The sequence below is a fragment of the Vibrio neonatus genome (assembly GCF_024346975.1).
GTDB classification, from domain to species: domain Bacteria; phylum Pseudomonadota; class Gammaproteobacteria; order Enterobacterales; family Vibrionaceae; genus Vibrio; species Vibrio neonatus.
Window position 1 is genome coordinate 104,820 of the sequence record NZ_AP024885.1, and the last position, 24,824, is coordinate 129,643.

Genomic DNA, 24,824 nt, shown 5'->3' on the forward strand with positions numbered 1-24,824 from the left:
TGATTTGGCGGGATTTCTTAATATATAACAAATAAATTAGGAAATAAGTTGGGGGATAGATCACATCTAGTTGGGATTTTGGCTAAAATCTGATACATTAGCGCGAAATTTTTATTCCCTGTCATCGGCACACTGCCGAGACTCTACTGAGTGAACTCTATTCATGTCTACTCCACAGATTGATAAGTTAAGAAACATCGCCATCATTGCGCACGTTGACCACGGTAAAACAACTTTGGTTGATAAGCTGCTTCAACAATCAGGTACGCTTGAATCCCGCGGCGAAGTTGAAGAGCGCGTGATGGACTCAAACGATATCGAAAAGGAACGTGGTATCACCATTTTGGCGAAGAACACCGCCATCAACTGGCACGATTACCGTATTAATATCGTTGATACTCCTGGACACGCAGACTTCGGTGGTGAAGTAGAGCGTATTATGTCTATGGTTGACTCAGTGCTACTTATTGTTGATGCAGTTGATGGTCCTATGCCTCAAACTCGCTTCGTAACACAAAAAGCATTTGCACACGGTCTTAAACCAATTGTTGTAATCAACAAGATTGACCGTCCTGGTTCTCGTCCTGATTGGGTAATGGATCAAGTATTTGATTTGTTTGATAACCTAGGTGCAACTGATGATCAACTAGACTTCCAAGTTGTTTACGCATCAGCTCTAAACGGTTGGGCAACACTTGAAGAAGGTGAAGTTGGCGAAGATATGGAACCATTGTTCCAAGCTATCGTTGATAACGTAGAAAAGCCTAATGTTGACATTAATGGCGATCTACAAATGCAAGTATCGCAACTTGATTACAGCTCTTACGTTGGTGTTATTGGTGTATGTCGTGTTACTCGCGGTAGCATCAAACCAAACCAACAAGTGACTATCGTTGGTGCTGATGGCAAGAAACGTAACGGTAAAGTGGGTACGGTTCTTGGTTACCTTGGCCTTGAGCGTCATGAAGTTGATCAAGCAAACGCTGGCGATATCATCGCAATCACAGGTTTAGGCGAGCTGAAAATTTCAGACACTATCTGTGACCAAAACAACGTTGAAGCTATGACTCCTCTATCTGTAGATGAGCCAACAGTAACCATGACTTTCCAAGTAAACACTTCTCCGTTTGCTGGTAAAGAAGGTAAATTCGTTACTTCACGTAATATCCTAGAGCGTCTAGAAAAAGAATTGGTTCACAACGTAGCACTACGTGTTGAACAAACTGACGATCCAGATAAATTCCGCGTTTCAGGTCGTGGTGAGCTTCACCTTTCTATCCTGATTGAAAACATGCGTCGTGAAGGCTTCGAGCTAGCAGTTTCTCGTCCTGAAGTAATCCTGAAGGAAGAAGACGGTCAACTTCTAGAACCATACGAAACAGTAACCATCGATGTGCTTGAAGAGCACCAAGGTGGCATCATGGAAAATATCGGCCTACGTAAAGGTGAGCTAACAGATATGTCTCCAGATGGTAAAGGCCGTGTACGTATGGACTTTATGATGCCTTCTCGTGGTCTTATCGGTTTCCAAACTGAGTTCCTGACTCTGACTTCTGGTTCTGGTTTGATGTACCACACATTTGATCACTACGGCCCGCACAAAGGTGGCGTAATCGGTCAACGTAACAACGGCGTTCTAATTTCTAACGCAACAGGTAAAGCACTGACTTACGCATTGTTTAACCTACAAGAGCGTGGTCGTCTATTTGCTCAGCACGCTGATGAAGTATACGAAGGTCAGATTATCGGTATTCATAACCGTTCTAACGACCTAACAGTTAACTGTCTTAAAGGTAAGCAGCTAACTAACGTACGTGCTTCTGGTACGGATGAAGCTCAGGTTCTTTCACCACCGATCAAACACACACTAGAGCAAGCTCTAGAGTTTATCGATGAAGATGAACTAGTAGAAGTAACTCCAGAAAGCATTCGTATCCGTAAGAAACTTCTTACTGAAAACGAACGTAAACGTGCGAGTCGCCCAGCAAAATAAGAGACAATTAGCGTTTCGCTAGTTATCTAACTTATTTAAGCCCCACTGAAGTTGTCATTTGACTTACCTCAGTGGGGCTTTCTTTTATCGGCGAATTAGTTTTGCTAAACTGAGACGACTTTTTGATATCAATCTAATATCTGAGTGTGTCAAAAATGACTCGAGGAAACGTTCACATAGTGAAATGTGTATCAGGATTGATATAAGGGTCACTACAAGGGATTGGTATAATTCACCCTAAGTCTTTTAACTTTCTCAGCCTCAGATCGAGTAGGCTAGAAACTAAGTTCGGTGTTACAGCAGGATGCAGAAAATTCCAAATCTTCCAAACTTTCCAAATTGGGTGCATGTGTTACTGCACTATTTCAGCTACCTTTACCAAAGAGCAAAGCACGATAGGTTGCCCGTCAATGCCGGCTATATGGCCTATATTACTTTGTTATCTTTAGTGCCACTGACCACTGTAACGTTAACGGCACTGTCTCGAGTACCGATGTTTGACGGGGTTGGTGATACCGTTCAGCAATTTGTGTTTAGCAATTTTGTTCCTACAGCGGGTGAGGCAATTCAGCACACCTTAAATGAGTTTATTGCCAATACAGGTAAGATGACGTCGATTGGATTGATCTTTCTGTTTGTGGCAGCGGTATTGTTGATTTCAGCAATTGATAAGAATCTGAATTACATTTGGCGAGTGCGCAAGAAGCGCCGCACCGTGTATTCATTGTCGATTTATTGGATGGTATTGACCTTAGGCCCAATCTTAATGGGCACTAGCTTAGTGTTTTCTTCTTACATCGCCTCACTCAAAGTGTGGAGTGAAGATACCGTCCATCTGGTGTACGGTTTGCTACCGATTATTTTTTCTTTCATCGCATTCTTTGGGCTTTATCTATTAGTGCCTAATATTAAGGTTCGCTTTAATCATGCGCTGGCGGGCGCATTAGTGGCAGGCTGCTTGTTTGAAGTCAGTAAAAAGCTGTTTGCTTATTATGTGTCGCAGTTTCCATCGTATCAGTTAATTTATGGCGCTTTAGCCGCTGTACCTTTGCTCTTTATGTGGATCTATCTGTGTTGGATGATCGTATTAATCGGTGCGGAAATTACCGCAAGTCTTGGTGAAGATGAAGTTTGGCGAGTGGATAAGCCATTTGATATGAGCTCATTTTTGCATTACCAAAATATATTAATGAGAAAAAGGATTCGACGTGATAGCTCTGATACAGAGAGTGAGTGAAGCGGCCGTAAAGGTCGATGGTGAAGTGGTGGGTGAGATTGGCAAAGGCTTGCTGGTATTGCTCGGAGTTGAAAAAGACGATGACGAAGCCAAAGCTAAGCGCTTAATGGAGCGCGTCACCACATATCGTGTATTTGGTGATGAGGACGATAAAATGAACCTGAATGTGAAGCAGGTTGATGGTAGCGTGCTAGTGGTTTCTCAATTTACTTTGCCAGCGGATACTAAAAAAGGCACTCGAGCGGGTTTCTCGCGTGGCGCTGCGCCCGATGAAGCGAAGCGACTTTATGAATATTTCTCGGACAGATGCGAAGAAGTGTTGCCCACTGAGCGCGGTCGATTTGCCGCCGATATGAAAGTTTCTTTGGTCAATGATGGACCGGTGACTTTTTGGCTGCAAGTCTAGGGTTGCGCCCCATAACTAATGGATTCAATGGACCTGAAACACTATGTTTAAACTAATTACTCCCAGTACCGAAAATCAATTACAGAAGTATTATCACTTTCGTTGGCAGATGCTACGTGAACCTTGGCAAAGACCAAAAGGCTCCGAAAGAGATGAATACGATGAGTTGAGTCACCACCGCATGATTGTAGACGGTCGAGGTCGCCCTGTGGCGATTGGTCGTTTATATGTGACGGCCGATGATGATGGCCAGATCCGCTATATGGCGGTGAAGAAAAACCGCCAAGGCAAAGGGGTTGGTTCTTTGATTATGGTCGCTCTTGAATCGCTCGCGCGCGAGGAAGGGGTAAAGCGACTGGTGTGTAATGCGCGTGAAGACGCTATTGAGTTTTATCGAAATAATGGCTTTGAAAGTCAGGGCGAATTGAGTGATGAGCGCGGCCCAATGCGTCATCAACAAATGGTTAAAACCATTGACCCTATGGCGAATGTTCTGCGTCGCCCCGATTGGTGTAATGAGTTGCAACGTCGCTGGGAAGAACAAATCCCGATTAGCGATAAAATGGGTATTAAGATCAATCAGTACACAGGATATAAGTTTGAATGTGTGGCGCAGTTAAACCCCAACCTTAATCCTCATAACACTATGTTTGCCGGCTCTGCTTTTACTTTAGCCACTCTGACCGGGTGGGGCATGGCATGGCTACTGATGAAAGAGCGCAATTTGCATGCTGATATTGTGCTAGCGGACAGTAACATACGCTATCGTCACCCCGTCAAAGAAAGCCCTAAAGCCAGTACTTCTTTAGATGGTATTAGCGGCGACTTGGACCGATTAGAGGGTGGTCGCCGTGCCCGAATCATCATTAAAGTGTTTATTTACAGCGGTACTCAAGAGGCGGTTGAGTTTACTGGAACTTACGTACTATTACCTAGCTCTCAGGCTAATGAGACTCTGAGTGTGTAGTGGTTAGCTCGTTACTCTCATCTTCGTTATCCGGTTTGGTACAAGTAACGGCAATATGACTGCGGCCTTTAGGTTGCGCTGAAGAAAAAGAGACGCAGTCGGTGGTCAAGTTAAACATAATATTGCCATCGTTGGGTTTTACTAAGTCGACGCGGCCTTGAATATTGCCCGCAAGGTGGTCACTGACAAATTGAGTATTCTCGACACTTAACACGCCTCGTTGTGCTGTGAGCTTAATTTCTGGAATGATAAGAGATTGCGACCCTTGCGTGGCAAAAGGTAGTTGTACTTGTACATCATGCGGCGCAATCTTCATGGTGCCGTCTAAGCTATGTCTAAACATTAAATCATCACCACCTAAGCCGTTCAGATCCGCCGTTAAGTCAGTTACGCCATTCCAATGTATTGCCATATTCAGCGGTGCAGTGACCGTTTGTAATGGGATGCCATAGGCTTGTACAGAGAGATCCCACGGCATGCTTGGTAGAGCTAGGTTCACATTTGAGTGTACCTTGATCAAGCCGTCATCAATTGGCAAGAATAGCTGTTTAATGTTCCACTGCTCATCTTTGCTAGAGGCTTCGATATAAGGGTTAATCGAAGTCACACCCAGTAGGGTAAGGCTGTTGGCACTGGCGGCTAAACTGCCATTCCAAAGTGCCCACTGATGATCTTTTTTCAGGCTCAAGTTATCGCCTTCGGCGTTCAAGTTAGAAATTTGCCAATGCTTATCAGTGGCAAGGTCGATGACTTGGCTACGTTCAATTTTGAGCTTGTTGATTTGCAGCTGTTGCAGTTGCTTGAGAGGTTGCTCGATAAGAGCATGCACCTGTGCGTCTTTGATGCTCCACTTAAGGTTTTTAATACTGAGGTTATCCAGTGCGATTTTCTCAGGGGATACTTGTCCTTGAGTCGAAATCTGTCCTTCTTCAAATAGAAAATCCAGTTGTTCTAATTGAATATGCCCTGCTTGCAGTTGAGCGGAAAGTTGCGGCTCTAGGAACAGTTGTTTGTGCCAATCAACACTTTCAGCAGAGAAGCTAAGTTCACTCTCTTGCGCCCAGATGCTTTTATTTACATCCCAATTGCTCAGTTGTAAACGCATTTGGTTGACGGCAAATTGAGCTTGTTGCCAGCTAGATTGTTCGACAGTCAAATGCTCAATATGATGGATTTTATCGATCAGACTTAACACAGGTGAAGGGCCAGACTGGGTAGTTAAAGGTGCCGATAAATGCAGGTCTCGCACTAAGGCATCGTTGAGAGTCCAGCTATCACCATCTTGCTCGGCAATAAGTTGTACTTTCCCTTTACGCCATTCAAAGCTCAGTAGATCGAGCTGAATATGCTCTTTACGGTAGTTTAGGTTGGCTTTGAAGTGGTTAAAGGCTTCACCTTTCCAATACACCTGCTCACCATTGATATTGAGGTACCCTTCGGGAAAGGCATTACTCGGTGAATAGCTCAGTTGTAGATCGCGAGCGATTAAGTCGTGGTCGGCAAAATCTATACCGCGAACTTCAATGTGTTGAGGTTGCCATTGTTTAACCCAAGAATTAACCTCTTGCGAATCTGGAATGCCGTGCGGCAGATTTACGCCAGAAAGAGTGACATTGGTGACCGAAACAGGTTTTGCCCAATCTAGGTGGGAATCTAGAGTGATTTGTAAATTGTTTACCCTAGCAACGGTATCGTTGGGTTGCTTGATGGTGATATCCGATAAAACCAGAGTATTTGGGTATTGATAATGAGAGTGACCAATATGAATGTCTTCACTGGTGACGCGTGATAATACCTGTTGGGTTAACCAAGCGGTATGAGAGGTTTGTAAGAATAAAAATAGAGCCAAGCCTCCCGCAATTAATAGCAGTAGGAGCCAGCCACAGATTTTAAGTACTGCTTTCATCTTGTGTCCCAAAAGGTTTTTCGCGTAGGGGTAAAGATGACTTATATCTATTTGTTTATCAATAAAAAGCCCCTAAAAGCAGGGGCTTGGTTGGTTATTGATGCAATTAATCTAACAAAGGCCCTGCTTTTACGAGAGCTTTGCCATCATCGTTGTCAGTGTATTTCTCAAAGTTATTGATAAAGCGCTCGGCTAAATCTTTGGCTTTGCTTTCCCATTGCAGAGGATCAACGTAAGTATCGCGAGGATCCAAAATCTCAGGGTGTACTTCTGGCAACGAAGTTGGCACTTCTAAGTTAAATACTGGGATAGTTTTGGTTTGTGCGTTTTCAATAGAGCCATCTAAGATAGCGTCAATGATGGCGCGAGTATCTTGAATGGAAATTCGCTTACCAGAGCCATTCCAACCGGTATTGACAAGATAAGCTTCTGCGCCAGCCGCTTCCATTCGTTTCACCAACACTTCTGCATACTTGGTTGGGTGAAGGGTTAAGAATGCCGCGCCAAAACAAGCCGAGAAAGTCGGAGTTGGCTCGGTAATACCGCGCTCAGTACCCGCTAACTTAGCGGTAAATCCAGAAAGGAAGTGGTACTTGGTTTGTTCTGGTGTGAGCTTAGATACTGGAGGTAGAACGCCAAACGCATCCGCTGACAAGAAAATCACCTTGTTTGCATGACCGCCTTTGGAGACTGGCTTAACGATATTTTCGATATGCTCAATCGGGTACGAAACTCGGGTGTTTTCCGTTTTTGAATTATCATCAAAATCGATTGAACCATCATTACGTACGGTGACGTTTTCTAGTAGGGCATCACGACGGATAGCATTATAGATATCAGGCTCAGCTTCTTTAGACAGTTTAATGGTTTTGGCGTAGCAACCACCTTCAAAGTTGAAGATACCGTCATCGTCCCAGCCGTGCTCATCGTCACCAATTAAGGCGCGTTTAGGATCAGTCGAAAGAGTTGTTTTACCTGTGCCAGAGAGGCCAAAGAAGATTGCAACATCGCCTTCTTCACCCATATTGGCCGAGCAGTGCATGGATGCCATTCCTTGCAGTGGAAGGAAGTAGTTCATCATAGCGAACATACCTTTCTTCATTTCACCGCCGTACCAAGTACCGCCAATCAACTGCATTTTTTCAGTGAGGTTGAAAACGGTAAAGTTCTCGGAGTTCAGGCCGTGCTCTTTCCACTTGCTGTTAGTGCACTTAGCGCCATTCATTACCACAAAATCGGGCTCGAAAGTGGCCAGTTCTTCCGCTGAGGGACGCAAGAACATGTTTTTTACAAAGTGCGCTTGCCAAGCTACTTCGGTAATGATTCGCACCGCTAAGCGAGAATCGGGGTTAGCACCGCAATAACCGTCCACAACAAAAAGACGTTTATTCGACAGCTGAGTAGTGACTAGCTGTTTCAAGTCTGTCCATACTTCTTGATTAATAGGTTTATTGTCATTTTTCACTGTATCTGTCGTCCACCACATGTTTTCACGCGTAGTGTCATCTTTCACAATGAATTTATCTTTGGGGGAACGACCTGTAAATATGCCTGTATCAACGGCAACTGCACCTAGTTCAGTTATAATTCCTTTCTCATAACCTTCTAATGTGTCGCTAGTTTCCTCAGCGAAAAGCATTTCATAACTTGGATTACGAATAATTTCAGTAGCGTCGCTGATTCCATATTGAGTCAGATCGATGTTTGCAACCTTAGTATGTTCTATAACAGTCATAGGTGCTCCTTGTGTAGGGTGTTTTTAGTTAAAAATTTGTGAAGCTACCGAATTTATAAGTATTTGATTTAATCAGTAGTTGTAACATTATTGACTATATATGGCTTTATTGAATGTTTTATAAACAAGGATCACGTTTTTGTAGTTCAGAATGCTAGGTTGGATGGGGATTGAAGTGATTTGTAAAAACGGTTTTTCACCGCTTTTTGTTGTTAAAAAATAGGGATAATGCAGGTTTTTGAGTTTTTTATGCTATGAAGTCTAATGAATATAAAAAACCGGCTATTTAGAGCCGGTTTTTTAATTATAAATTTGTGAGCTTAGTGCAGTGTTGGCTTGTCTACTTGAGCGAATAATTCTTCAACTTCGGCGGCATTAAAGTCGTAAGTTGTTCCGCAATAATCACAATGTAAACCTATGCGACCTTCGCTGGCTAAGATGTCGTTAACTTCTTCTTTTGCAATGGTAATAATAGCGGCGCCACTACGTTCTCTTGAACAACCACAGAAAAATTCAACAGGCTGTGGCTCAAAAACTTTAACGGTTTCTTGGTTGTATAAGCGATACAGCAATTCATTCGCTTCTAAGCCAAATAATTCTTCATTTTTGACCGTATCAGTAAGCTGCTCTAAATGCTCAAAGTCATCCGCAGAACCTGTACCATCAGGAACGACTTGTAGCAACATACCAGCGGCATGTGCTTTGCCATCGAATTCACCAATACGGAACCATAAACGAGTTTTTAGCTGCTCTGAGCGTTCGAAGTAAGTTTCTAGTACTTCTGAAAGTGTATTGCCTTCTAAACCAACTACGCCTTGGTAACGCTCTCCTTTATTTGGAGAGATAGTGATTACTAGGTGACCTTTGCCTAGCATATCGTGCAAAGAGGCTGTGTCGGCAATTTCGCCTTCAAAGCGAGCAACACCACGGACTTTTTGGTTATTGTCACCATTTATTACCGCAAGAGTCACAGGACCGTCACCTTGCAGCTGTAAAGTAATTGAGCCTTCAAATTTTAAGGTAGCGGTGAGCAATGAGGTTGCAACAAGCAGTTCACCAAGTAAGTTTTGAATCGCAACTGGGTATTGTTTGCTATCTAGGATGGCTTGGTAGGCGGTATCTAGCTGTACTAACTCACCACGTACAGATAGGTCTTCAAATAAATAACGATTTAATACGTTGCTTTCCATTAGGAAACTCCAGCTTATTGGTTCTTAAATTTAATCAGATCACGTCGTTGCTTCTTGTCTGGACGGCGATCAGGACTTGGATTGTGTGCGTGCATCTTGCGTTCTAGTGCTGTGCGTTCTCGCTTCGCTATACTTTCCACAGTTTCGGTGTAAAGTAGTTGTGCTTCAGGTGCTCCGCGTCTTTGGTCCGATATTTTTTCTATCGTGACGGTTTTTTCAACGAGTCCTTGTCGCAGGGTAATTGTAGCCCCTAGTTCTATCATTTTACTTGGTTTGCTACGCTGCCCATTATAATGAACTTTACCGCCATCGATCATATTTCGAGCGATTGAACGGGTTTTGTAAAAGCGCGCAGCCCATAACCATTTGTCGAGCCGAACAGACTCAGTCGTGGAACTCATAATGATCTTTGCTCTCTAAGTGATGTCTGGCAGGAGGGTAATGGTGACGTATATAGCATTTTTCAAGTAAATGTCTTTATTTACAATCGAAATTATTCCCTGTTTAATTATTGGTAATAATATGTATGGTAGTCTTGCTCATCCATTTAACCCAGTAACACCAATGCCTGCGTGGCATATTGTATAAAAATCGGTATATCAATAGGGACTTGTCTTGTCTAAGTTTTCCACATATTCGCACAAAGCCAATCAATTATTGACGAGTGTCGTGAATCAACAGGCGATCATAGCTAAAGTGTTGACGTTTATTTTGCTCGTCAGCACAGCTTGGTTATGTGGTCATTTATTATGGCATCTAATGGGTTCAGAATCAGATGTTGAGCATTGGAGACCTGTTGCAGGCTCCGGCAGCGGTGTCGCTTCGTCACCGCATCAAGGTATGGATATTTCTTCGTTAGTAAACGCAAATTTATTTGGGGTTGAATCGAAAGAAAGCACACCGAAAGTAACACAGCAAGTTGTTGATGCACCAAAGACAAGATTAAACCTTGTGCTAGTGGGTGTGGTAGCAAGTTCAGTTCAGAAAAACAGTCTAGCGGTTATTGCTAACAAAGGCAGCCAAGATACTTATGGCGTTGGTGAGACAATTGATGGTACTCGTGCGAAATTAAGCAATGTTTTAAGCGACCGAGTGATTATTGAAAATCAGGGCCGTAACGAAACCTTAATGCTAGAAGGTATAGAATATAAGCGTGTAGCAAATAACGCAGGGTCGGTTAAAAAACAACCGCAATCTAATGTTCAAGGTAACAATCCTAAAGTAGATACTGCTAGCCTAGATAAAATCAAAGCAGAAATTTCTGAGAATCCTCAACAGCTTCTTAAATATATTCGCCTCTCTCAGGTAAACCGTGATGGAAAATTAATCGGTTATCGTGTTCGTCCGGGACGAGAACGCACTTTGTTTGATTCTATCGGTCTGCAAGATGGCGATATTGCTGTAGAACTAAATGGTGCAGATTTAAAAAATCCAGCATCAATGGGCGCCATTTGGAAGTCTTTAGGTGATTTAAGTGAGCTTAACCTCACGGTTGAGCGAAACGGTCAACGTTACGATATTTATTTACAACTATAGTTTGATAGCAGTCTAGCTATCATTGCGAGAGCATGAGTCTGATTATATGAGCCATGCTAGGCACTTTGTGCCATTGATTTTTGGGAGTATCACGTGAAAGGTTGGTTTAGCAAGAGTGCATGGCTACTGTTAGGTAGCTTGGTATGCACACCAGCATTTAGTGCCGATGAATTTAGCGCCAGCTTCAAAGGCACTGATATTGGCGAATTTATTAATATTGTCGGACGAAACTTAGAAAAGACCATTATTGTTGACCCTTCGGTTAGGGGCAAGATTGATGTGCGTAGCTATGATGTTTTGAACGAGAAGCAGTATTATCAGTTTTTCCTTAGTGTCCTTGAGGTGTATGGGTTTGCCGTTGTCGAAATGGAAAACGGCGTCATCAAGGTTATTAAATCTAAGGATGCGAAAACCTCTGCTGTTCCTGTAGTCGGGGACAACAAAATCAAAGGTGATGCGGTAGTAACTCGTGTGGTAGCGGTGCGTAATGTATCGGTACGTGAACTCTCGCCACTACTTCGCCAATTGAACGACAATGCGGGTGCCGGTAACGTTGTTCACTATGACCCTGCAAATATTATCTTGATTACAGGTCGTGCTGCTGTAGTAAACCGTTTAGCTGAGATTATTGAACGTGTGGATAAAGCGGGCGATAAATCAATTGAAGTTGTGCCACTAAAATTTGCCTCTGCGGCTGAGATGGTGCGTATCGTTGAAGCGCTAAACAAAACCACAGAAGCGAAAAATACTCCGGCTTTCTTACAACCAAAACTGGTTGCTGATGAACGTACTAACTCCGTATTAATCTCTGGCGATCCACAAGTGCGTAAGCGCTTGAAAAACGTGGTATCGCAACTTGATAAAGAGATGGAAGTTAAAGGCAACAACCAAGTTATTTACTTAAAAAATGCTAACGCAGAAGATTTAGTTGAAGTTCTTAAAGGTGTTTCAGATAACTTAGCCGCGGCTAAGAAAACAGCACAGGGCGGCGCAGCGGCTCGAAACTCTAAATCTGAAGTGATGATTTCAGCGCATAAAGGTACCAACTCCCTCGTTATTACTGCTCCGCCAGACATCATGAAAGCATTGCGTGATGTGATCGCTCAGCTAGATATTCGTCGTGCTCAAGTATTGATTGAAGCCTTGATCGTTGAAATGTCAGAAGGTGATGGCGTTAACCTTGGCGTGCAATGGGGTAACCTAGAAACGGGTGCTGTCGTTCAATACGGTAACAGTGGTGCGTCTATTGGTCAGGTTATGGTTGGTAGAGAAGAAGCGAAAGATACTTCTCGTACTGAAACATACACAGACCCATCAACCGGTCTAACTACTACTAAAACCATTGATGAGTCAGGTGACTACTCAACGCTTGCAAGTGCACTAAGCGGCGTAAATGGCGCGGCAGTGAGTTTAGCTATGGGTGACTGGACGGCGTTGATTAGCGCGGTTGCAACAGATTCAAACTCAAACATTCTATCGTCTCCTAGCATTACGGTTATGGATAACGGCGAAGCGTCGTTCATTGTGGGTGAAGAGGTACCGGTACTAACGGGTTCTACTTCTGGCTCAAACAATGAAAACCCATTCCAAACTGTTGATCGTAAAGAAGTGGGTATCAAACTTAAGGTTGTGCCACAAATTAACGAAGGTGACTCTGTTCAGTTGAAGATTGAACAAGAAGTTTCTAACGTACTTGGCGCTAACGGTGCGGTGGATGTTCGTTTTGCGAAACGTCAATTAAATACATCCGTTATGATCCAAGACGGACAAATGCTCGTGTTGGGTGGTTTGATTGATGAGCGTGCAATGGAGAGTGAATCTAAAGTACCGCTACTGGGTGATATTCCTTGGTTGGGACAATTGTTCAGATCAACCAGCACTCAGGTAGAAAAGAAAAACCTAATGGTATTCATCAAACCAACCATTATTCGTGATGGTATGACAGCCGATGGTATTACTCAGCGTAAATACAACTACATCCGAGCTGAGCAATTGTACAAAGCCGAAGAAGGCTTGAAACTGCTACCGGATGACTTGATTCCGGTAATGCCTAAGTTTGGTGATGAAGCTAGCCGTCCAAAAGAGCTACAAGCCTTTATTGAGCAAGTGGACCATAAGTAATGGACGAAGCATTTTCAACATATAAAGCAGGTACTACACGTCTACCGTTTGGCTTTGCTAAGCGCTTTAGTGTAGTGCTTGAGCCGAACGATAAAGGCGACGCATACCAGTTGTTTTATGTCGATCCAATGCACACGTCGACACTGTTAGAGGTGATGCGAGTATCACCTCTGCCAATCCAATTGGTTGAGATGGATAAGCATGATTTTGAATCGAAACTTTCAGATTCTTATCAGCGCGATTCTTCAGAAGCTAGACAGCTAATGGAAGACATTGGTGCAGACAACGACGACTTCTTCTCGTTGGCGGAAGAAATTCCGCACAATGAGGATTTATTAGAAGCCGAAGATGACGCGCCAATTATCAAGTTGATCAACGCCATGTTGGGTGAAGCAATCAAAGAAGGGGCTTCGGATATTCATATCGAGTCCTTTGAGAAGCACCTTTCTATTCGTTTCCGTGTGGATGGCGTATTGCGTGATGTCTTAGCACCTAGCCGTAAACTGGCACCTTTGTTGGTGTCTAGGGTTAAGGTTATGGCAAAACTGGATATCGCCGAGAAGCGTGTACCACAAGATGGTCGTATTTCACTATTGATTGGTGGACGAGCGGTGGATGTGCGTGTTTCTACTATGCCTTCCTCTCATGGTGAGCGTGTGGTTATGCGTCTATTGGATAAAAATGCCACTCAGCTTGATCTCGACAGCTTAGGTATGTCCTCGAACAACCACGTGCGTCTACAAAACTTAATTCAAAAACCGCACGGTATTATCTTAGTAACCGGCCCTACAGGTTCAGGTAAATCCACCACCTTGTACGCAGGCTTGCAGGAACTTAACAGTGCTGAGCGTAATATCCTAACGGTTGAAGACCCGATTGAATTTGATATTGATGGCATTGGTCAAACGCAAGTAAACCCTAAGGTTGATATGACCTTTGCGCGTGGTTTAAGAGCAATTCTGCGTCAAGACCCTGACGTAGTAATGATTGGTGAGATTCGTGACCTTGAGACTGCTCAGATTGCGGTACAAGCCTCTTTAACCGGTCACTTGGTAATGTCTACACTGCACACCAACACCGCTGTCGGTACTATCACACGTTTAAGAGATATGGGCATTGAGCCTTTCTTAATCTCTTCTTCTCTATTGGGTATTTTGGCGCAACGATTGGTGCGTACGCTGTGTAAAGAGTGTCGCGAACCTTATCAAGCCGATGCTGAGCAGAAAAAACTGTTCCACCTTGCAGCCGATGACGACTTAGTGCTTTATCGACCAAAAGGGTGTGAGCATTGTAATAACAAAGGTTACAAAGGCCGTACTGGTATCCATGAATTGCTGGTGGTTGACGAAAGCGTCCAGTCATTGATTCATGGTGAGCAAAGCGAGCAAGAGATTGAACACGTCGTGCGTCAATCTACGCCAAGTATTCGCCAAGACGGTTTGAACAAAGCAAGGGCTGGCAAAACGACCCTAGAAGAAGTTATGCGAGTAACTAGGGAAGAATAATGGCTGCATTTGAATATAAAGCGCTAGATGCAAAAGGTCGCCAAAAGAAAGGCGTAACCGAAGGTGATAACGCCAGACAAGTTAGGCAACGCTTGAAAGAGCAAGGCTTAATGCCGGTTGAGATCAACGAAACTCAGACTAAGAAAAAGTCATCAAAGTCTCGTGGTTTTCAGCGCGGTATCAGCACGCCCGATCTTGCGTTATTGACGCGTCAATTATCGACCCTTGTTCAAGCCGGCATGCCCTTAGAAGAGTGTTTAAGAGCGGTTGCGGAACAATCTGAAAAAGCGCACATTCGCAGCATGTTAGTGAGTGTTCGCTCTAAGGTTGTTGAAGGTTACACTTTGGCTGACAGTATGAGTGAATACCCTGCCGTTTTCGATGACCTATTCTGTGCCATGGTGGCGGCGGGTGAAAAATCCGGACACTTAGACGCGGTTCTAGAGCGTCTTGCCGATTACGCCGAAAAACGTCAAAAATTACGTTCAAAACTACAACAAGCTATGATCTACCCAATTATGCTGACCTTGATTGCGGTCGCGGTTATTGGCTTTTTGTTGGCTACCGTTGTGCCAAAAATTGTCGATCAATTTGTACAAATGGGACAAGAACTGCCAACCTCAACTCAGATCTTGATCAATGCCAGTAGCTTTGTTCAAGACTATGGTGTGCTAGTCGTCGTTAGCGTTGTGGTGCTGATTGTTGGCATTAAGTTGTTATTGAAAAAGCCAGAGTTGAGACTGCGTTGGGACGGTCGTGTATTAAATGTTCCTGTGATTGGTCGTGTTGCTCGAGGCTTAAATACTTCACGTTTTGCTCGTACCTTAGCCATATGTTCGGCAAGTGCCATTCCTCTTTTAGATGGGATGATTGTGGCGGCAGACGTTATGGGTAATAAGTTCTTTAAGAAGCAAGTCCTTGAAGCTTCAGATAAAGTGCGAGAGGGCGGAAGTTTGCGCCACTCTTTGCAACAGAGCAAACTGTTCCCACCTATGATGTTACATATGATTGCCAGTGGTGAGCAATCGGGTGAACTTGAACAAATGTTGACTCGCGCTGCCGATAACCAAGACCAAGATTTTGAGTCTCAGGTGAACATGGCACTGGGCGTTTTTGAACCGCTGCTGATTGTCTTTATGGCAGGGATCGTATTATTTATTGTAGTTGCAACTATGATGCCACTGCTTGAATTGAATAACTTGGTATCGGGTGCTTAGTCATATTGACCCGAGTGTATGGAGAAAAAAATGAAACGAAATAAGAAACAACAAGGCTTTACCTTGCTAGAGGTTATGGTTGTTGTAGTAATCCTAGGTATTTTGGCCAGCTTTGTTGTTCCTAACTTGTTAGGCAACAAAGAGAAAGCTGACCAACAAAAAGCGATTACCGACATTGTAGCGCTAGAAAATGCGCTAGACATGTACAAGCTAGACAACAGTGTTTACCCAACCACAGACCAAGGCTTAGATGCATTGGTAAGCCGTCCTACAGGTTCACCAGAGCCTCGTAACTACCGTGCAGACGGTTACATTCGTCGTCTTCCAAAAGACCCATGGGGCTATGATTACCAATACCTAAGCCCTGGTGATAACGGCAATATCGATATCTTCACACTTGGTGCTGACGGTCAAGATGGAGGCGAAGGTTCATCAACTGATATTGGTAACTGGAACCTACAAGACTTCTAGTAGCCTTAACTCGTGGTGAAACAGCCTAAAAAACAGCGTGGCTTTACCCTGCTAGAAATCATGTTAGTCATGGTTTTAGTTTCGGTAAGCGCCATTGCTGTTGTCATAAACTTACCTCAAAGTGGTTCTGATGCCGCGCAAACGCGCTCACAGCAGCTTTTTCAGCGTCTGACCATGTTGCATCAAGATGCAATTCTTAATGGTTGGGATCTTGGTATTCGTTTTGATCCAGCGGGGAAAAAGTATCGCTTATTGAAACTGACCAAAGACGGTTGGCAAGCGTTAGATCATCGCAGAATTCCCGCTGATACGGAACTTGAGGACGGCCTAACACTCACTTGGGAGTTAGGTGACGGCACTTGGGGTAAGCAAGACTCTTTATTTAAACAAGAATCATTGTTTGATGAAGAGATGTTTGCCAAAGAAGAAAAGAAAAAACAAGAACCGCCTCCGCAAGCCTTTATTCTTTCAAGTGGTGAGTTAACCCCATTTGAGGTGTACATCTACCCAAGCTCAGAAGCGCAAGGGGATGATAATTGGCGAGTTGTGGCGTTAGAGAACGGCAGTGTTAAGTTACTTAAACCGGGTGAGGAGCTGAAAGATGAAGTCCGCTAAAGGCATGACTTTGTTGGAAGTTCTCATAGCTCTAGCTATTTTTGCTACCGCTTCAATGAGTGTCGTTCGAGCGGTCACTCAGCACATTAATAGCATTGGCTATTTAGAGCAAAAAACCTTTGCCGGTATGGTTGCAGATAATCAAATGACATTGATGATGCTCGGTGAGCCACCGAAAAGCCCGCGTAAAGGCACTTCTGAGTTGGCTGGGCAAGAATGGTTTTGGACGCAGACTCCGGTAGCAACCGGTAATGATTATTTGCGTGCGATTGATATTAGCGTGTCATTAAATCAAAACGGGGATAACCCTCTAGTAACGGTGAGAAGTTATGTTCCGTTGCAATAGTATGGCTCGTTACAATAAAGCGAAAGGCTTTACCTTAATAGAGGTGCTGGTCGCAATTGCGGTTTTTGCCAGTTTAAGTATTGCTGCGTATCAAGTGGTATTTCAGGTTCAGTTGAGCAATACCCAGTCTCAAGAAAAATTGGGCCGCTTACAGCAATTACAAGCCACATTAGTTTATTTAGACAGTGATTTTCGTCAAATTGCCGTGCGCCGTTTCCGTAATGATGGAGAGGAAGCCGGCAAGGAAGAATCAGGACAGTCACTGTTGTATTGGAAAGACAATTTACTCGACTCTGATGCAAAAGGCGTGTTGTTTACTCGTCTAGGCTGGATTAACCCGCAACAGCAATTTCCCCGTGGTGAAATTACCAAAGTGGGTTATCGGATTCAGGGTGACAAATTAGAGCGTGTCTGGTGGCGATACCCAGATACCCCAGCCGCACAAGAAGGCATAGTGACGCCACTTCTGGATAAGGTCGAGAAGTTCGATATGCGTTTTTACAATGGCGAAGCTTGGGTAAAAGAGTGGGTCGACAGTGATGCGCTGCCAAAAGCTATCGCGGTGGATTTAACACTGGAAGATTATGGCAAGTTAGAGCGTATCTACCTTACTGCAGACGGTAAGTTTGAGAGGATCAATGAAGATACGCCAGAATAATCCATCCCAGCTTTTTGGTCGAACATATAAAGGTCACAAGCAACAACAAGGCGTTGCTTTGATCATTGTATTGTTACTATTAGCGGTTATGACCGCTATTGCTGCCACTATGTCTGAGCGTTTAATGCTCAGCGTAGACAGAGCGGGTAATCAGGTGAATAACCAACAAGCCTACTGGTACGCAATTGGTGTTGAAGCATTAGCAAAATATGGTATTCAGCAGAGTCTGGAAGACGGCGAAACGGTAAACTTGAGCCAGCCTTGGGCTTTAGACGAACAAACATACCCATTGGAATACGGTGAAGCTCGCGGCGTGATTCGTGATATGCAGGCGTGTTTCAATGTTAACGCTCTGGCTGCTGTTCAGTTGGACGCAACCACCAGTGCTCGCCCTTACTTGCTAGAAGTATGGCGCACACTATTAGAAGAAGCAGGCCTAGATAATTATCAAGCTGAAGTGGTTGCTGATTCTACGTGGGAATATCTAGACGAAAATGATGTTGTGACCACTCAATCTGGAGTGGAAGATGCCACCTATGAGGGGCTCTCTCCTGCGTATATGGCACCGAATGGTTTAATTGCCGATCTTAGTGAGCTAAGAAGTGTCTATCAAATGACGGGCCCTGCAATGAAACAAATTTCTTGGCTAGCGTGCGCGTTACCAACCGATGATTTGCGTATTAATGTGAATACCATCAGAGCTTGGCAAGCTAAGTTAATTGTGGCTCTGTTTAACTCTGAAATCAGTGAAGAACAAGCACAAAAAGTTATCGAAGACCGTCCATATGACGGTTGGGAAAGTACGGACGAATTTTTATCTGAACCCGATATTGCTGGCGTTAGTGATGACATCAAAAACAAAGCTAAAGCTTATCTATCGGTAGACAGTAAGTACTTTGAACTGGATACAGAAGTATTTGTGCAGGAAGCTCGAGTTCGCTTGAGAAGCCTGCTTTATAGTGAAAATAAAGACGAATCGCGGGTAATACGCCGTCGATTTGGAGGAATTAGTGAGCGAAATCCTGACAGTTCGGCTCAGTAGGCAGAATTTAAATACAATCCCATGGCTGGTTTGGTCTTCAACCGAAGACGAAATTATCGCGAGTGGAGAACTCAACGGTTTACATGAGCTAGAAGATCTAGCCAGTTATGTAACCGACCGCAACGTTGCCTTACTACTGGATGGGCAAGATATAGCCTTGAAAGAGGTTAATGTTCCTGCGGGTGCAACCCGTCAGTTTGCCACCATGTTGCCTTTTCTTCTTGAAGAAGAGCTAGCACAAGATATTGATGAGCTTCATTTTTCTATTCTTAAGTTAGCGGGTGATAAAGCGTGGATTGCGGCGGTAGATAAGAGCTACTTCAAGCAATGTATTGCACGTTTTGCGGAAGCGGGCATCGAATTACACAAAGTATTGCCCGATGTACTATCACTGCCTTTGCAAGAAAATGCCATCAGCATACTTCCTTGGGATGATCATTACCTGATTCGTCAGAATCAATTTCAAGGTATGACCTTACCAGAGCAACTGGTGCCTTTTGCTGTGACGCAGATGTCATCAGCGACAGAATCTGATGAAGACGTAGAGCAAGAAGCGACTCCTGTTGAGCAAGTGACGATTCAATCTTTTGGCGCGCTTCCTGAAGCACTGCAACAGCAAGTGACGGCAACCATTGATGAGCAGCCCGCTGAATTGCCAATGGCATTGCTGGCAAAAAATGCTCAGCTTTCCACCGTTAACTTGCTGAGCGGTGAGTTTAAGCGACAAGCATCTTGGCTAAAGAACATTAAATTATGGCGTGCGCCTGCAATTGCCGCTTTAATTTTATTGGTTGTGTTCAGTGTTAATACTTACATGAACGTCAGTCAAATTGAGTCAAAAGCAACTGCCTACCGCGCGGAAAGCGAACGTATTTTCCGAGCCGTTTTCCCTGAAAAGCGCCGCATTCCAACGGTTAGTTATCTGAAACGTCAAATGACGGATGAAAAAACGCGATTGAGCGGTGGCACAGTTGATGCGCCATTGATCACTTGGATGCTTGAAGTTCAGCAGTCATTGAAAGGCTCTGATAAAGTGAAAATCCAGAGTGTGAAATTTGATAGCAACCGTGAAGAGTTACGAATTCAAGCTCAAGCCAGTGATTTCCAAACGTTTGAAAAACTGCGCGTGGCTTTATCTGACAAATTCTCTGTACAGCAAGGCCAGATAAATCGTGATGGTGATTTGGTCAGCAGTAGCTACGTGCTGAAGGTGAAATAATGCGAAAATTACAAGAATCCATCCTTGGTTATTGGAGCGGCATTAGTTTGCGAGAGCAACGCATGCTCATTATTGCCATTGGTTTTGGTTTAGCGGGTTTGCTTTACTGGGGCGGTTTTGCCCCGTTAAAAGAGAAAAGTGAACTTGCTCAAACACGTTTGGTTCGTGAAACGCAGCTGTTAAGCTGGGTGCAAAAAGAAGCCAATGAGATCACGGAATTACGTAAAACCAGTAATGCGCCAACCATCTCTAATCAGCCATTAAACCAAGTACTATCAACTTCGACACGTCGCTTTAATATTGAGTTGATTCGACTGCAACCTCGCGACGATATGGTTCAGGTCTGGGTACAACCGGTTGCCTTTAATCAACTGATGAACTGGCTATTATTTTTGCGTCAAGAAAGAGGCGTTGATGTGGCCTTTTTAGACATCACTGAGACGGAAAAGCCCGGTGTTGTTGAAGTCAGTCGCTTACAGTTTAAGAGAGTAGGTAGTTAATGTTTGGTATCAGTTTTAAAAAGCTGTTTGGCTACAGCTTTTTGTTATTAATCGTATTTTTGTGCAGTGTTATCGTGCATTTACCGGCAAAGTTCGCCTTAGAACAAGCGCCGCGTATTAATGGTCTAAGCATCTCTGGTGTGAGTGGAACATTATGGAAAGGCACGGCCAAAGATGTGACTTGGCAGCAATATGGTCTTGGCGAAGTAAACTGGGATCTGCAAGGGTGGAAGCTGTTGCAAGGAAAGGCTGAGCTAAATGTTCGATTGGGTCGCAACAGTGCGCTTGATTTAACCGGCAGAGGCACGGTGGGATACAGCTTTGATGGCCCTTATGCCAGCAGTTTGATTTTATCGATGCCAGCTAAGCAAGTGCTTAAATACGTTAATGTACCTGCTCCGGTATCTGTTGACGGTCAACTAGACTTAGCGGTGAAAGATTACCAGTATGCAAGCCCATGGTGTCAATCAGGCTCTGCAAAACTGGTGTGGAATAACAGCAAAGCTAGCTCTCCATTAGGCGATTTAGATCTTGGCAATATCGTTTCTGATGTGACCTGTACTGACAATCAATTAACCGCCAAAGGCAATCAAGAAACCGCTCAAGTATCGAGCCAATTTACCGCGTCGCTGCATTCGGATATGAGCTACGATCTCGATGCATGGTTTAAGCCTGGTGCTGAGTTCCCGCAAAAATTGGGACAACAGCTAAAATGGTTGGGCGAACCGAACGGACAAGGGCACTATCCGTTTGTTTATTCTGGTCGGTTATAGTCGGCCGTTTTATAAGTACGTTTAGCTTCATAAATGATTTAACGGGTAAGAATATTCAGACATTTGCTTGAGTTGGTGTAAAGTTAATTTCGTGAATTAACGAAGAGGCTAATTAGAATGGCAGGTAATAAAAAGCCACAGATTTTACACAAGGCAGAAGTTGCGCGTTCGCGTTTGTTTTGCATTGAGGCTTTGGATCTAGAGTTTTCTAACGGTGAGCGACGTACTTACGAGCGAATGCGTCCTTCTGGTCGCGATGCCGTAATGATGGTTCCCCTGACCGCTGATGGGGACCTGTTACTGGTTAGAGAATACGCGGCAGGCACAGAAAGCTACGAGCTAGGCTTTCCGAAAGGCTTAATTGATGCTGGAGAAACACCAGTAGAAGCGGCCAATCGTGAGTTAAAAGAAGAAATTGGCTTTGGTGCGAAGGATTTTGTACCGTTAAAACAAGTCATTCTGGCGCCGTCATACTTTTCTAGCAAAATGACGCTGTTTATTGCTCAAGATCTTTACCCTGAAACTTTAGTCGGTGATGAACCTGAACCTCTGACATTGATTCGTTGGCCTCTGGCTCAAGCCGATGAGTTACTCTCACATATGGATTTTTGTGAGGCACGCAGTATTAGCGCTCTGATGCTAGCACAGCGATACTTTGCTCAATTAAAGGATTAACAGTAATGAGACAAGACTTTTCCCACTTATTGCCCAATGTTATAGAAATCGCCCGTTCCGCTGGTCAGCTCATCCTTGATATTTATCTAAAGCGAGATTACGAAGAGTTTATTAAGTCTGACGATACTCCTGTTACCAGCGCCGACTTAGCCGCTCATAAACTGGTTATGGAACGCTTGTCTGAACTTACTCCTGATATCCCTGTACTCTCCGAAGAAGATTCTGATATTAGCTTAGCTGAGCGTGAACAGTGGGAACGTTACTGGCTAGTCGATCCTTTAGATGGCACTCAAGAGTTTATTGCCCGTAGCGGTGATTTTGCCACCATCATTGCGTTAGTTGAGAACAACAAGCCGATTATGGGAGTGGTCTATGCGCCGGTTTCTGGCGTGGTTTATCATGCTTATCAGGGAAAAGGGGCGTGGAAAATTCCCGATATGGATGAGAACATTCGTATCAACACCCATACTCATGAATTACCTAAGCAAAATATTGCGATTGCCATCAGTCGCCGCCAAGACATCAATCGTATTACTGAGCGAATGAGCAACAAGTGGAACTATGAATTGATTCCGTTGGGCTCGGCTGCGCTAAAAGCGTGTTTGGTTGCCGAAGGTAGCGCCGATTGTTATCTGCGTTTAGGTCCAACAGGTGAGTGGGACACTGCGGCCACACAATGCATTGTGGAAGAGGCGGGCGGTACTATCCTTGATACACAACTTGTGCCTCTTTCTTATAATTTGCGTGAAACCTTGGAGAACCCCAACTTCATTGTTATCGGTGATCGCAACCTTCCTTGGAATGAGATCCTAACCCAAGATTAATTGTTCTATAGCTGGGTTATCAAATCACAAAAGGCCTGTCTTTCGCTCATAAAAGGAGCGTGCGACGAGGCCTTAAATATATGTGATTCTGTGTGTAATTGTTTATCCAATACTGTCGCAACCTTAACCGGTACCAGTCCATCTAGACGACCGTATATACGGTGCAGTGGCACGCTAATCTCATTTAATTGTTGGCGATAATCGACACTGGCTAATAATTCTAATCCAAGGTGCAATGCATCAGGATTGGGCATAGGACGCGATAAAACAGCGCTCTTTAACTGTTTTACATCTTGCCTTGCTGATGGGCTTCCCATTGCTTGTAACGCCATAAATCGTTCGATAGTGCCTTGAAAATCATCGGTTAGTTGGCTAGTAAAGTCGTCTAGCACTTTAGGGGCAATACCTCGCCATACTCGACCTTCGGCGGAGAAGCGCGGTGAACTGGCAAGGGTAATGAGTTTAGAGACACGTTGCGGCTGATGGAGAGCAACGTGGGTTGCGACTAATCCACCTAAAGACCAGCCTAGCCATATTGCTTGTTGCGGCGCATCTTCTAATACCGCTTGTGCAATATCAGCAATGGAAGCACTTGCAACTTGATGGCTGTGCCCATATCCCGGTAGGTCGACCACATGTACACAAAAATGTTGGCTTAATTGCTCAACCACTTGATGCCAAACCGCACCGTTCATGCCCCAACCATGGATCAGAATCAGGTTTTCACCTTTACCAAATACATCCCAATGCAGTTTTGTTTCTGAGCTCATCCATTGTACCTATTTATTGAGTGCTTTTACTTATACCAATCGTACTAAATAACTGGTCATTCTAGCTTGTTAAAATGCTCGATAACGGCGTTAGAATTTTTGATTGTAGAATAACTACTTATCGAAAAATTCTGCCTTGTTCTCGAGCATTTTTCCTGCGCTAGTTCTGAACACTTACTTAGTGTGATTGGTATAGCCCGCTGAGTTGTCGAGTGAAAGTTATACCGTAGCCATGTCATACTCTTTTCAGCCCTTTAGTTGTTGTCGATGAGCTAAAAATAACAGTAAACACTGCTTAACATTAAGGGGAAGATTATTGGAAATCCTTCATTAACTCAATGGTTGAGTTTGCTTGTTCAGCGACTCTCTAGAGTTGCATTTACGCTTTTGGGTTCTTATTGCTACGCTTGTGACAATCTACTCAAGGAAGGTGGGACGAGTAAATGGTGCGATGAATGTCTGGAGAGACTTAAACCGGTGGCTCGTTGTCAGATGTGCGGGGTGAATACGGCAACGCCAATGGAGCGGTGTGGACAATGCATTACCGACCCTCCACCTTGGGATAAGCTGATTTGTGTAGGGGAGTATCAAGCTCCGCTGTCTGGATTTATTCAGAAACTAAAGTATCGTCGACAAGTGTGGCACGCCAAAGAGTTAGCCGCGTTACTGGCAAAGCAAATCGAGTCACCCGCTCCTATATTACTCTCAATCCCATTGCACTGGCGCAGACATTTATGGCGCGGATTTAACCAAAGTGACTATCTTGCGGAGTCTTTATATCAGTGCCTTACAGAGCGTACTCAAGTGCCAATTTGCTTCTTACCTAAAGCTATTACGCGCAGTAAAATGACGAAAAATCAGATGGGATTAAATCGTCGACAACGTCTGATTAATCTAAAAAAAGCATTTTTGTTATCACCTAAGTATCTAGCTAAATTGCAAGACCAACCTCATGTTGCTTTATTGGATGACGTAGTCACTACGGGCAGTACCGTGGCCGAAATCTGTGTGCTGCTTAAAGAGAAAGGCGTACAACGGATTGATATTTATTGCATTTGTAGGGCATCTCGACCTATTTTATAAAAGGATTATTTGACAGTATCGAGTCAAGTTTGCTT

The 24,824-nt window shown here is 44.0% G+C and carries 24 protein-coding genes; 19 read left to right on the top strand and 5 right to left on the bottom strand.

Going from position 1 to position 24,824, the window contains the following annotated elements; genetic code table 11:
* Window positions 1-163 precede the first annotated feature (163 nt).
* The 4 genes from typA to OCU38_RS00525 all read left to right on the top strand — a co-directional run bounded on the left by typA (window position 164) and on the right by OCU38_RS00525 (window position 4,603).
* Complete coding sequence (typA, locus tag OCU38_RS00510; protein WP_261823380.1) at window positions 164-1,993, top strand: translational GTPase TypA; 1,830 nt, start codon at window positions 164-166, stop codon at window positions 1,991-1,993.
* A 304-nt stretch (window positions 1,994-2,297) separates the two neighbouring features.
* Window positions 2,298-3,230 (top strand): virulence factor BrkB family protein, encoded by a 933-nt coding sequence (locus tag OCU38_RS00515; RefSeq protein ID WP_261823381.1) that lies wholly within the window; start codon window positions 2,298-2,300, stop codon window positions 3,228-3,230.
* Window positions 3,202-3,636, top strand: coding sequence for a D-aminoacyl-tRNA deacylase (gene dtd / locus OCU38_RS00520; protein WP_261823382.1), 435 nt, complete (start codon window positions 3,202-3,204; stop codon window positions 3,634-3,636). The genes OCU38_RS00515 and dtd overlap by 29 nt, the downstream gene beginning before the upstream one ends.
* A gap of 43 nt (window positions 3,637-3,679) precedes the next feature.
* Complete coding sequence (locus OCU38_RS00525) at window positions 3,680-4,603, top strand: bifunctional GNAT family N-acetyltransferase/hotdog fold thioesterase (RefSeq protein WP_152822143.1); 924 nt, start codon at window positions 3,680-3,682, stop codon at window positions 4,601-4,603.
* On the opposite strand, the gene OCU38_RS00530 is transcribed toward OCU38_RS00525, so the two are convergent.
* The 4 genes from OCU38_RS00530 to hslR form a co-directional block, all read right to left on the bottom strand.
* Window positions 4,581-6,509, bottom strand: a complete 1,929-nt coding sequence (locus OCU38_RS00530; protein WP_261823383.1) for an AsmA family protein — start codon at window positions 6,507-6,509, stop codon at window positions 4,581-4,583. The genes OCU38_RS00525 and OCU38_RS00530 overlap by 23 nt on opposite strands.
* Before the next feature lie 106 nt (window positions 6,510-6,615).
* The gene (gene pckA / locus OCU38_RS00535; protein WP_261823384.1) at window positions 6,616-8,244 is read right to left on the bottom strand and encodes a phosphoenolpyruvate carboxykinase (ATP); all 1,629 of its coding nucleotides are present in this window, start codon (window positions 8,242-8,244) and stop codon (window positions 6,616-6,618) included.
* Between the two features lie 320 nt (window positions 8,245-8,564).
* On the bottom strand, window positions 8,565-9,434 hold the full coding sequence (gene hslO / locus OCU38_RS00540; RefSeq protein ID WP_261823385.1) for an Hsp33 family molecular chaperone HslO: 870 nt from the start codon (window positions 9,432-9,434) through the stop codon (window positions 8,565-8,567).
* A 14-nt stretch (window positions 9,435-9,448) separates the two neighbouring features.
* The gene (gene hslR, locus OCU38_RS00545; protein WP_261823386.1) at window positions 9,449-9,835 is read right to left on the bottom strand and encodes a ribosome-associated heat shock protein Hsp15; all 387 of its coding nucleotides are present in this window, start codon (window positions 9,833-9,835) and stop codon (window positions 9,449-9,451) included.
* A 256-nt stretch (window positions 9,836-10,091) separates the two neighbouring features.
* Between hslR and gspC the strand changes: the two genes are divergently transcribed.
* The 14 genes from gspC (at window position 10,092) to cysQ (ending at window position 22,936) form a co-directional block, all read left to right on the top strand.
* Window positions 10,092-10,970 carry a type II secretion system protein GspC gene (gspC, locus tag OCU38_RS00550; RefSeq protein ID WP_390625247.1) on the top strand — a complete coding sequence of 293 codons (879 nt, stop codon included), beginning with the start codon at window positions 10,092-10,094 and terminating at the stop codon, window positions 10,968-10,970.
* Between the two features lie 93 nt (window positions 10,971-11,063).
* Window positions 11,064-13,091 carry a type II secretion system secretin GspD gene (gene gspD / locus OCU38_RS00555; RefSeq protein ID WP_261823388.1) on the top strand — a complete coding sequence of 676 codons (2,028 nt, stop codon included), beginning with the start codon at window positions 11,064-11,066 and terminating at the stop codon, window positions 13,089-13,091.
* Window positions 13,091-14,596 carry a type II secretion system ATPase GspE gene (gspE, locus tag OCU38_RS00560; RefSeq protein WP_261823389.1) on the top strand — a complete coding sequence of 502 codons (1,506 nt, stop codon included), beginning with the start codon at window positions 13,091-13,093 and terminating at the stop codon, window positions 14,594-14,596. Before gspD ends, gspE begins: the two co-directional genes overlap by 1 nt.
* On the top strand, window positions 14,596-15,813 hold the full coding sequence (gene gspF, locus OCU38_RS00565) for a type II secretion system inner membrane protein GspF (RefSeq protein ID WP_261823390.1): 1,218 nt from the start codon (window positions 14,596-14,598) through the stop codon (window positions 15,811-15,813). The genes gspE and gspF overlap by 1 nt, the downstream gene beginning before the upstream one ends.
* Before the next feature lie 30 nt (window positions 15,814-15,843).
* A complete protein-coding gene (gene gspG, locus OCU38_RS00570; protein WP_261823391.1) occupies window positions 15,844-16,284 on the top strand; it encodes a type II secretion system major pseudopilin GspG in 441 nt (146 codons plus the stop codon).
* Between the two features lie 15 nt (window positions 16,285-16,299).
* Complete coding sequence (gspH, locus tag OCU38_RS00575) at window positions 16,300-16,899, top strand: type II secretion system minor pseudopilin GspH (protein WP_261823392.1); 600 nt, start codon at window positions 16,300-16,302, stop codon at window positions 16,897-16,899.
* Window positions 16,886-17,245 carry a type II secretion system minor pseudopilin GspI gene (gene gspI / locus OCU38_RS00580; RefSeq protein WP_261823393.1) on the top strand — a complete coding sequence of 120 codons (360 nt, stop codon included), beginning with the start codon at window positions 16,886-16,888 and terminating at the stop codon, window positions 17,243-17,245. Before gspH ends, gspI begins: the two co-directional genes overlap by 14 nt.
* 1 nt (window position 17,246) lies before the next feature.
* The gene (gspJ, locus tag OCU38_RS00585; RefSeq protein WP_390625248.1) at window positions 17,247-17,903 is read left to right on the top strand and encodes a type II secretion system minor pseudopilin GspJ; all 657 of its coding nucleotides are present in this window, start codon (window positions 17,247-17,249) and stop codon (window positions 17,901-17,903) included.
* Window positions 17,884-18,945 carry a type II secretion system minor pseudopilin GspK gene (gspK, locus tag OCU38_RS00590; RefSeq protein ID WP_261823395.1) on the top strand — a complete coding sequence of 354 codons (1,062 nt, stop codon included), beginning with the start codon at window positions 17,884-17,886 and terminating at the stop codon, window positions 18,943-18,945. The genes gspJ and gspK overlap by 20 nt, the downstream gene beginning before the upstream one ends.
* Entirely contained in the window at window positions 18,914-20,164 is a 1,251-nt protein-coding gene (gene gspL / locus OCU38_RS00595) for a type II secretion system protein GspL (protein WP_261823396.1), read from the top strand. Before gspK ends, gspL begins: the two co-directional genes overlap by 32 nt.
* Window positions 20,164-20,664: a type II secretion system protein GspM gene (gene gspM, locus OCU38_RS00600; protein WP_023402374.1), complete on the top strand. Its 501-nt coding sequence runs from the start codon at window positions 20,164-20,166 to the stop codon at window positions 20,662-20,664. Before gspL ends, gspM begins: the two co-directional genes overlap by 1 nt.
* Window positions 20,664-21,437 carry a type II secretion system protein N gene (locus OCU38_RS00605; RefSeq protein WP_261823397.1) on the top strand — a complete coding sequence of 258 codons (774 nt, stop codon included), beginning with the start codon at window positions 20,664-20,666 and terminating at the stop codon, window positions 21,435-21,437. The genes gspM and OCU38_RS00605 overlap by 1 nt, the downstream gene beginning before the upstream one ends.
* 117 nt (window positions 21,438-21,554) lie before the next feature.
* The gene (gene nudE / locus OCU38_RS00610; RefSeq protein ID WP_261823398.1) at window positions 21,555-22,112 is read left to right on the top strand and encodes an ADP compounds hydrolase NudE; all 558 of its coding nucleotides are present in this window, start codon (window positions 21,555-21,557) and stop codon (window positions 22,110-22,112) included.
* A 5-nt stretch (window positions 22,113-22,117) separates the two neighbouring features.
* On the top strand, window positions 22,118-22,936 hold the full coding sequence (cysQ, locus tag OCU38_RS00615; RefSeq protein ID WP_023402377.1) for a 3'(2'),5'-bisphosphate nucleotidase CysQ: 819 nt from the start codon (window positions 22,118-22,120) through the stop codon (window positions 22,934-22,936).
* A gap of 5 nt (window positions 22,937-22,941) precedes the next feature.
* Here cysQ and bioH read toward each other — a convergent pair whose 3' ends face one another.
* Window positions 22,942-23,706: a pimeloyl-ACP methyl ester esterase BioH gene (bioH, locus tag OCU38_RS00620; RefSeq protein WP_261823399.1), complete on the bottom strand. Its 765-nt coding sequence runs from the start codon at window positions 23,704-23,706 to the stop codon at window positions 22,942-22,944.
* Window positions 23,707-24,183: 477 nt separating this feature from the next.
* On the opposite strand from bioH, the gene OCU38_RS00625 reads away from it, so the two are divergent.
* Window positions 24,184-24,789, top strand: coding sequence for a ComF family protein (locus OCU38_RS00625; protein WP_261823400.1), 606 nt, complete (start codon window positions 24,184-24,186; stop codon window positions 24,787-24,789).
* Window positions 24,790-24,824 lie beyond the last annotated feature (35 nt).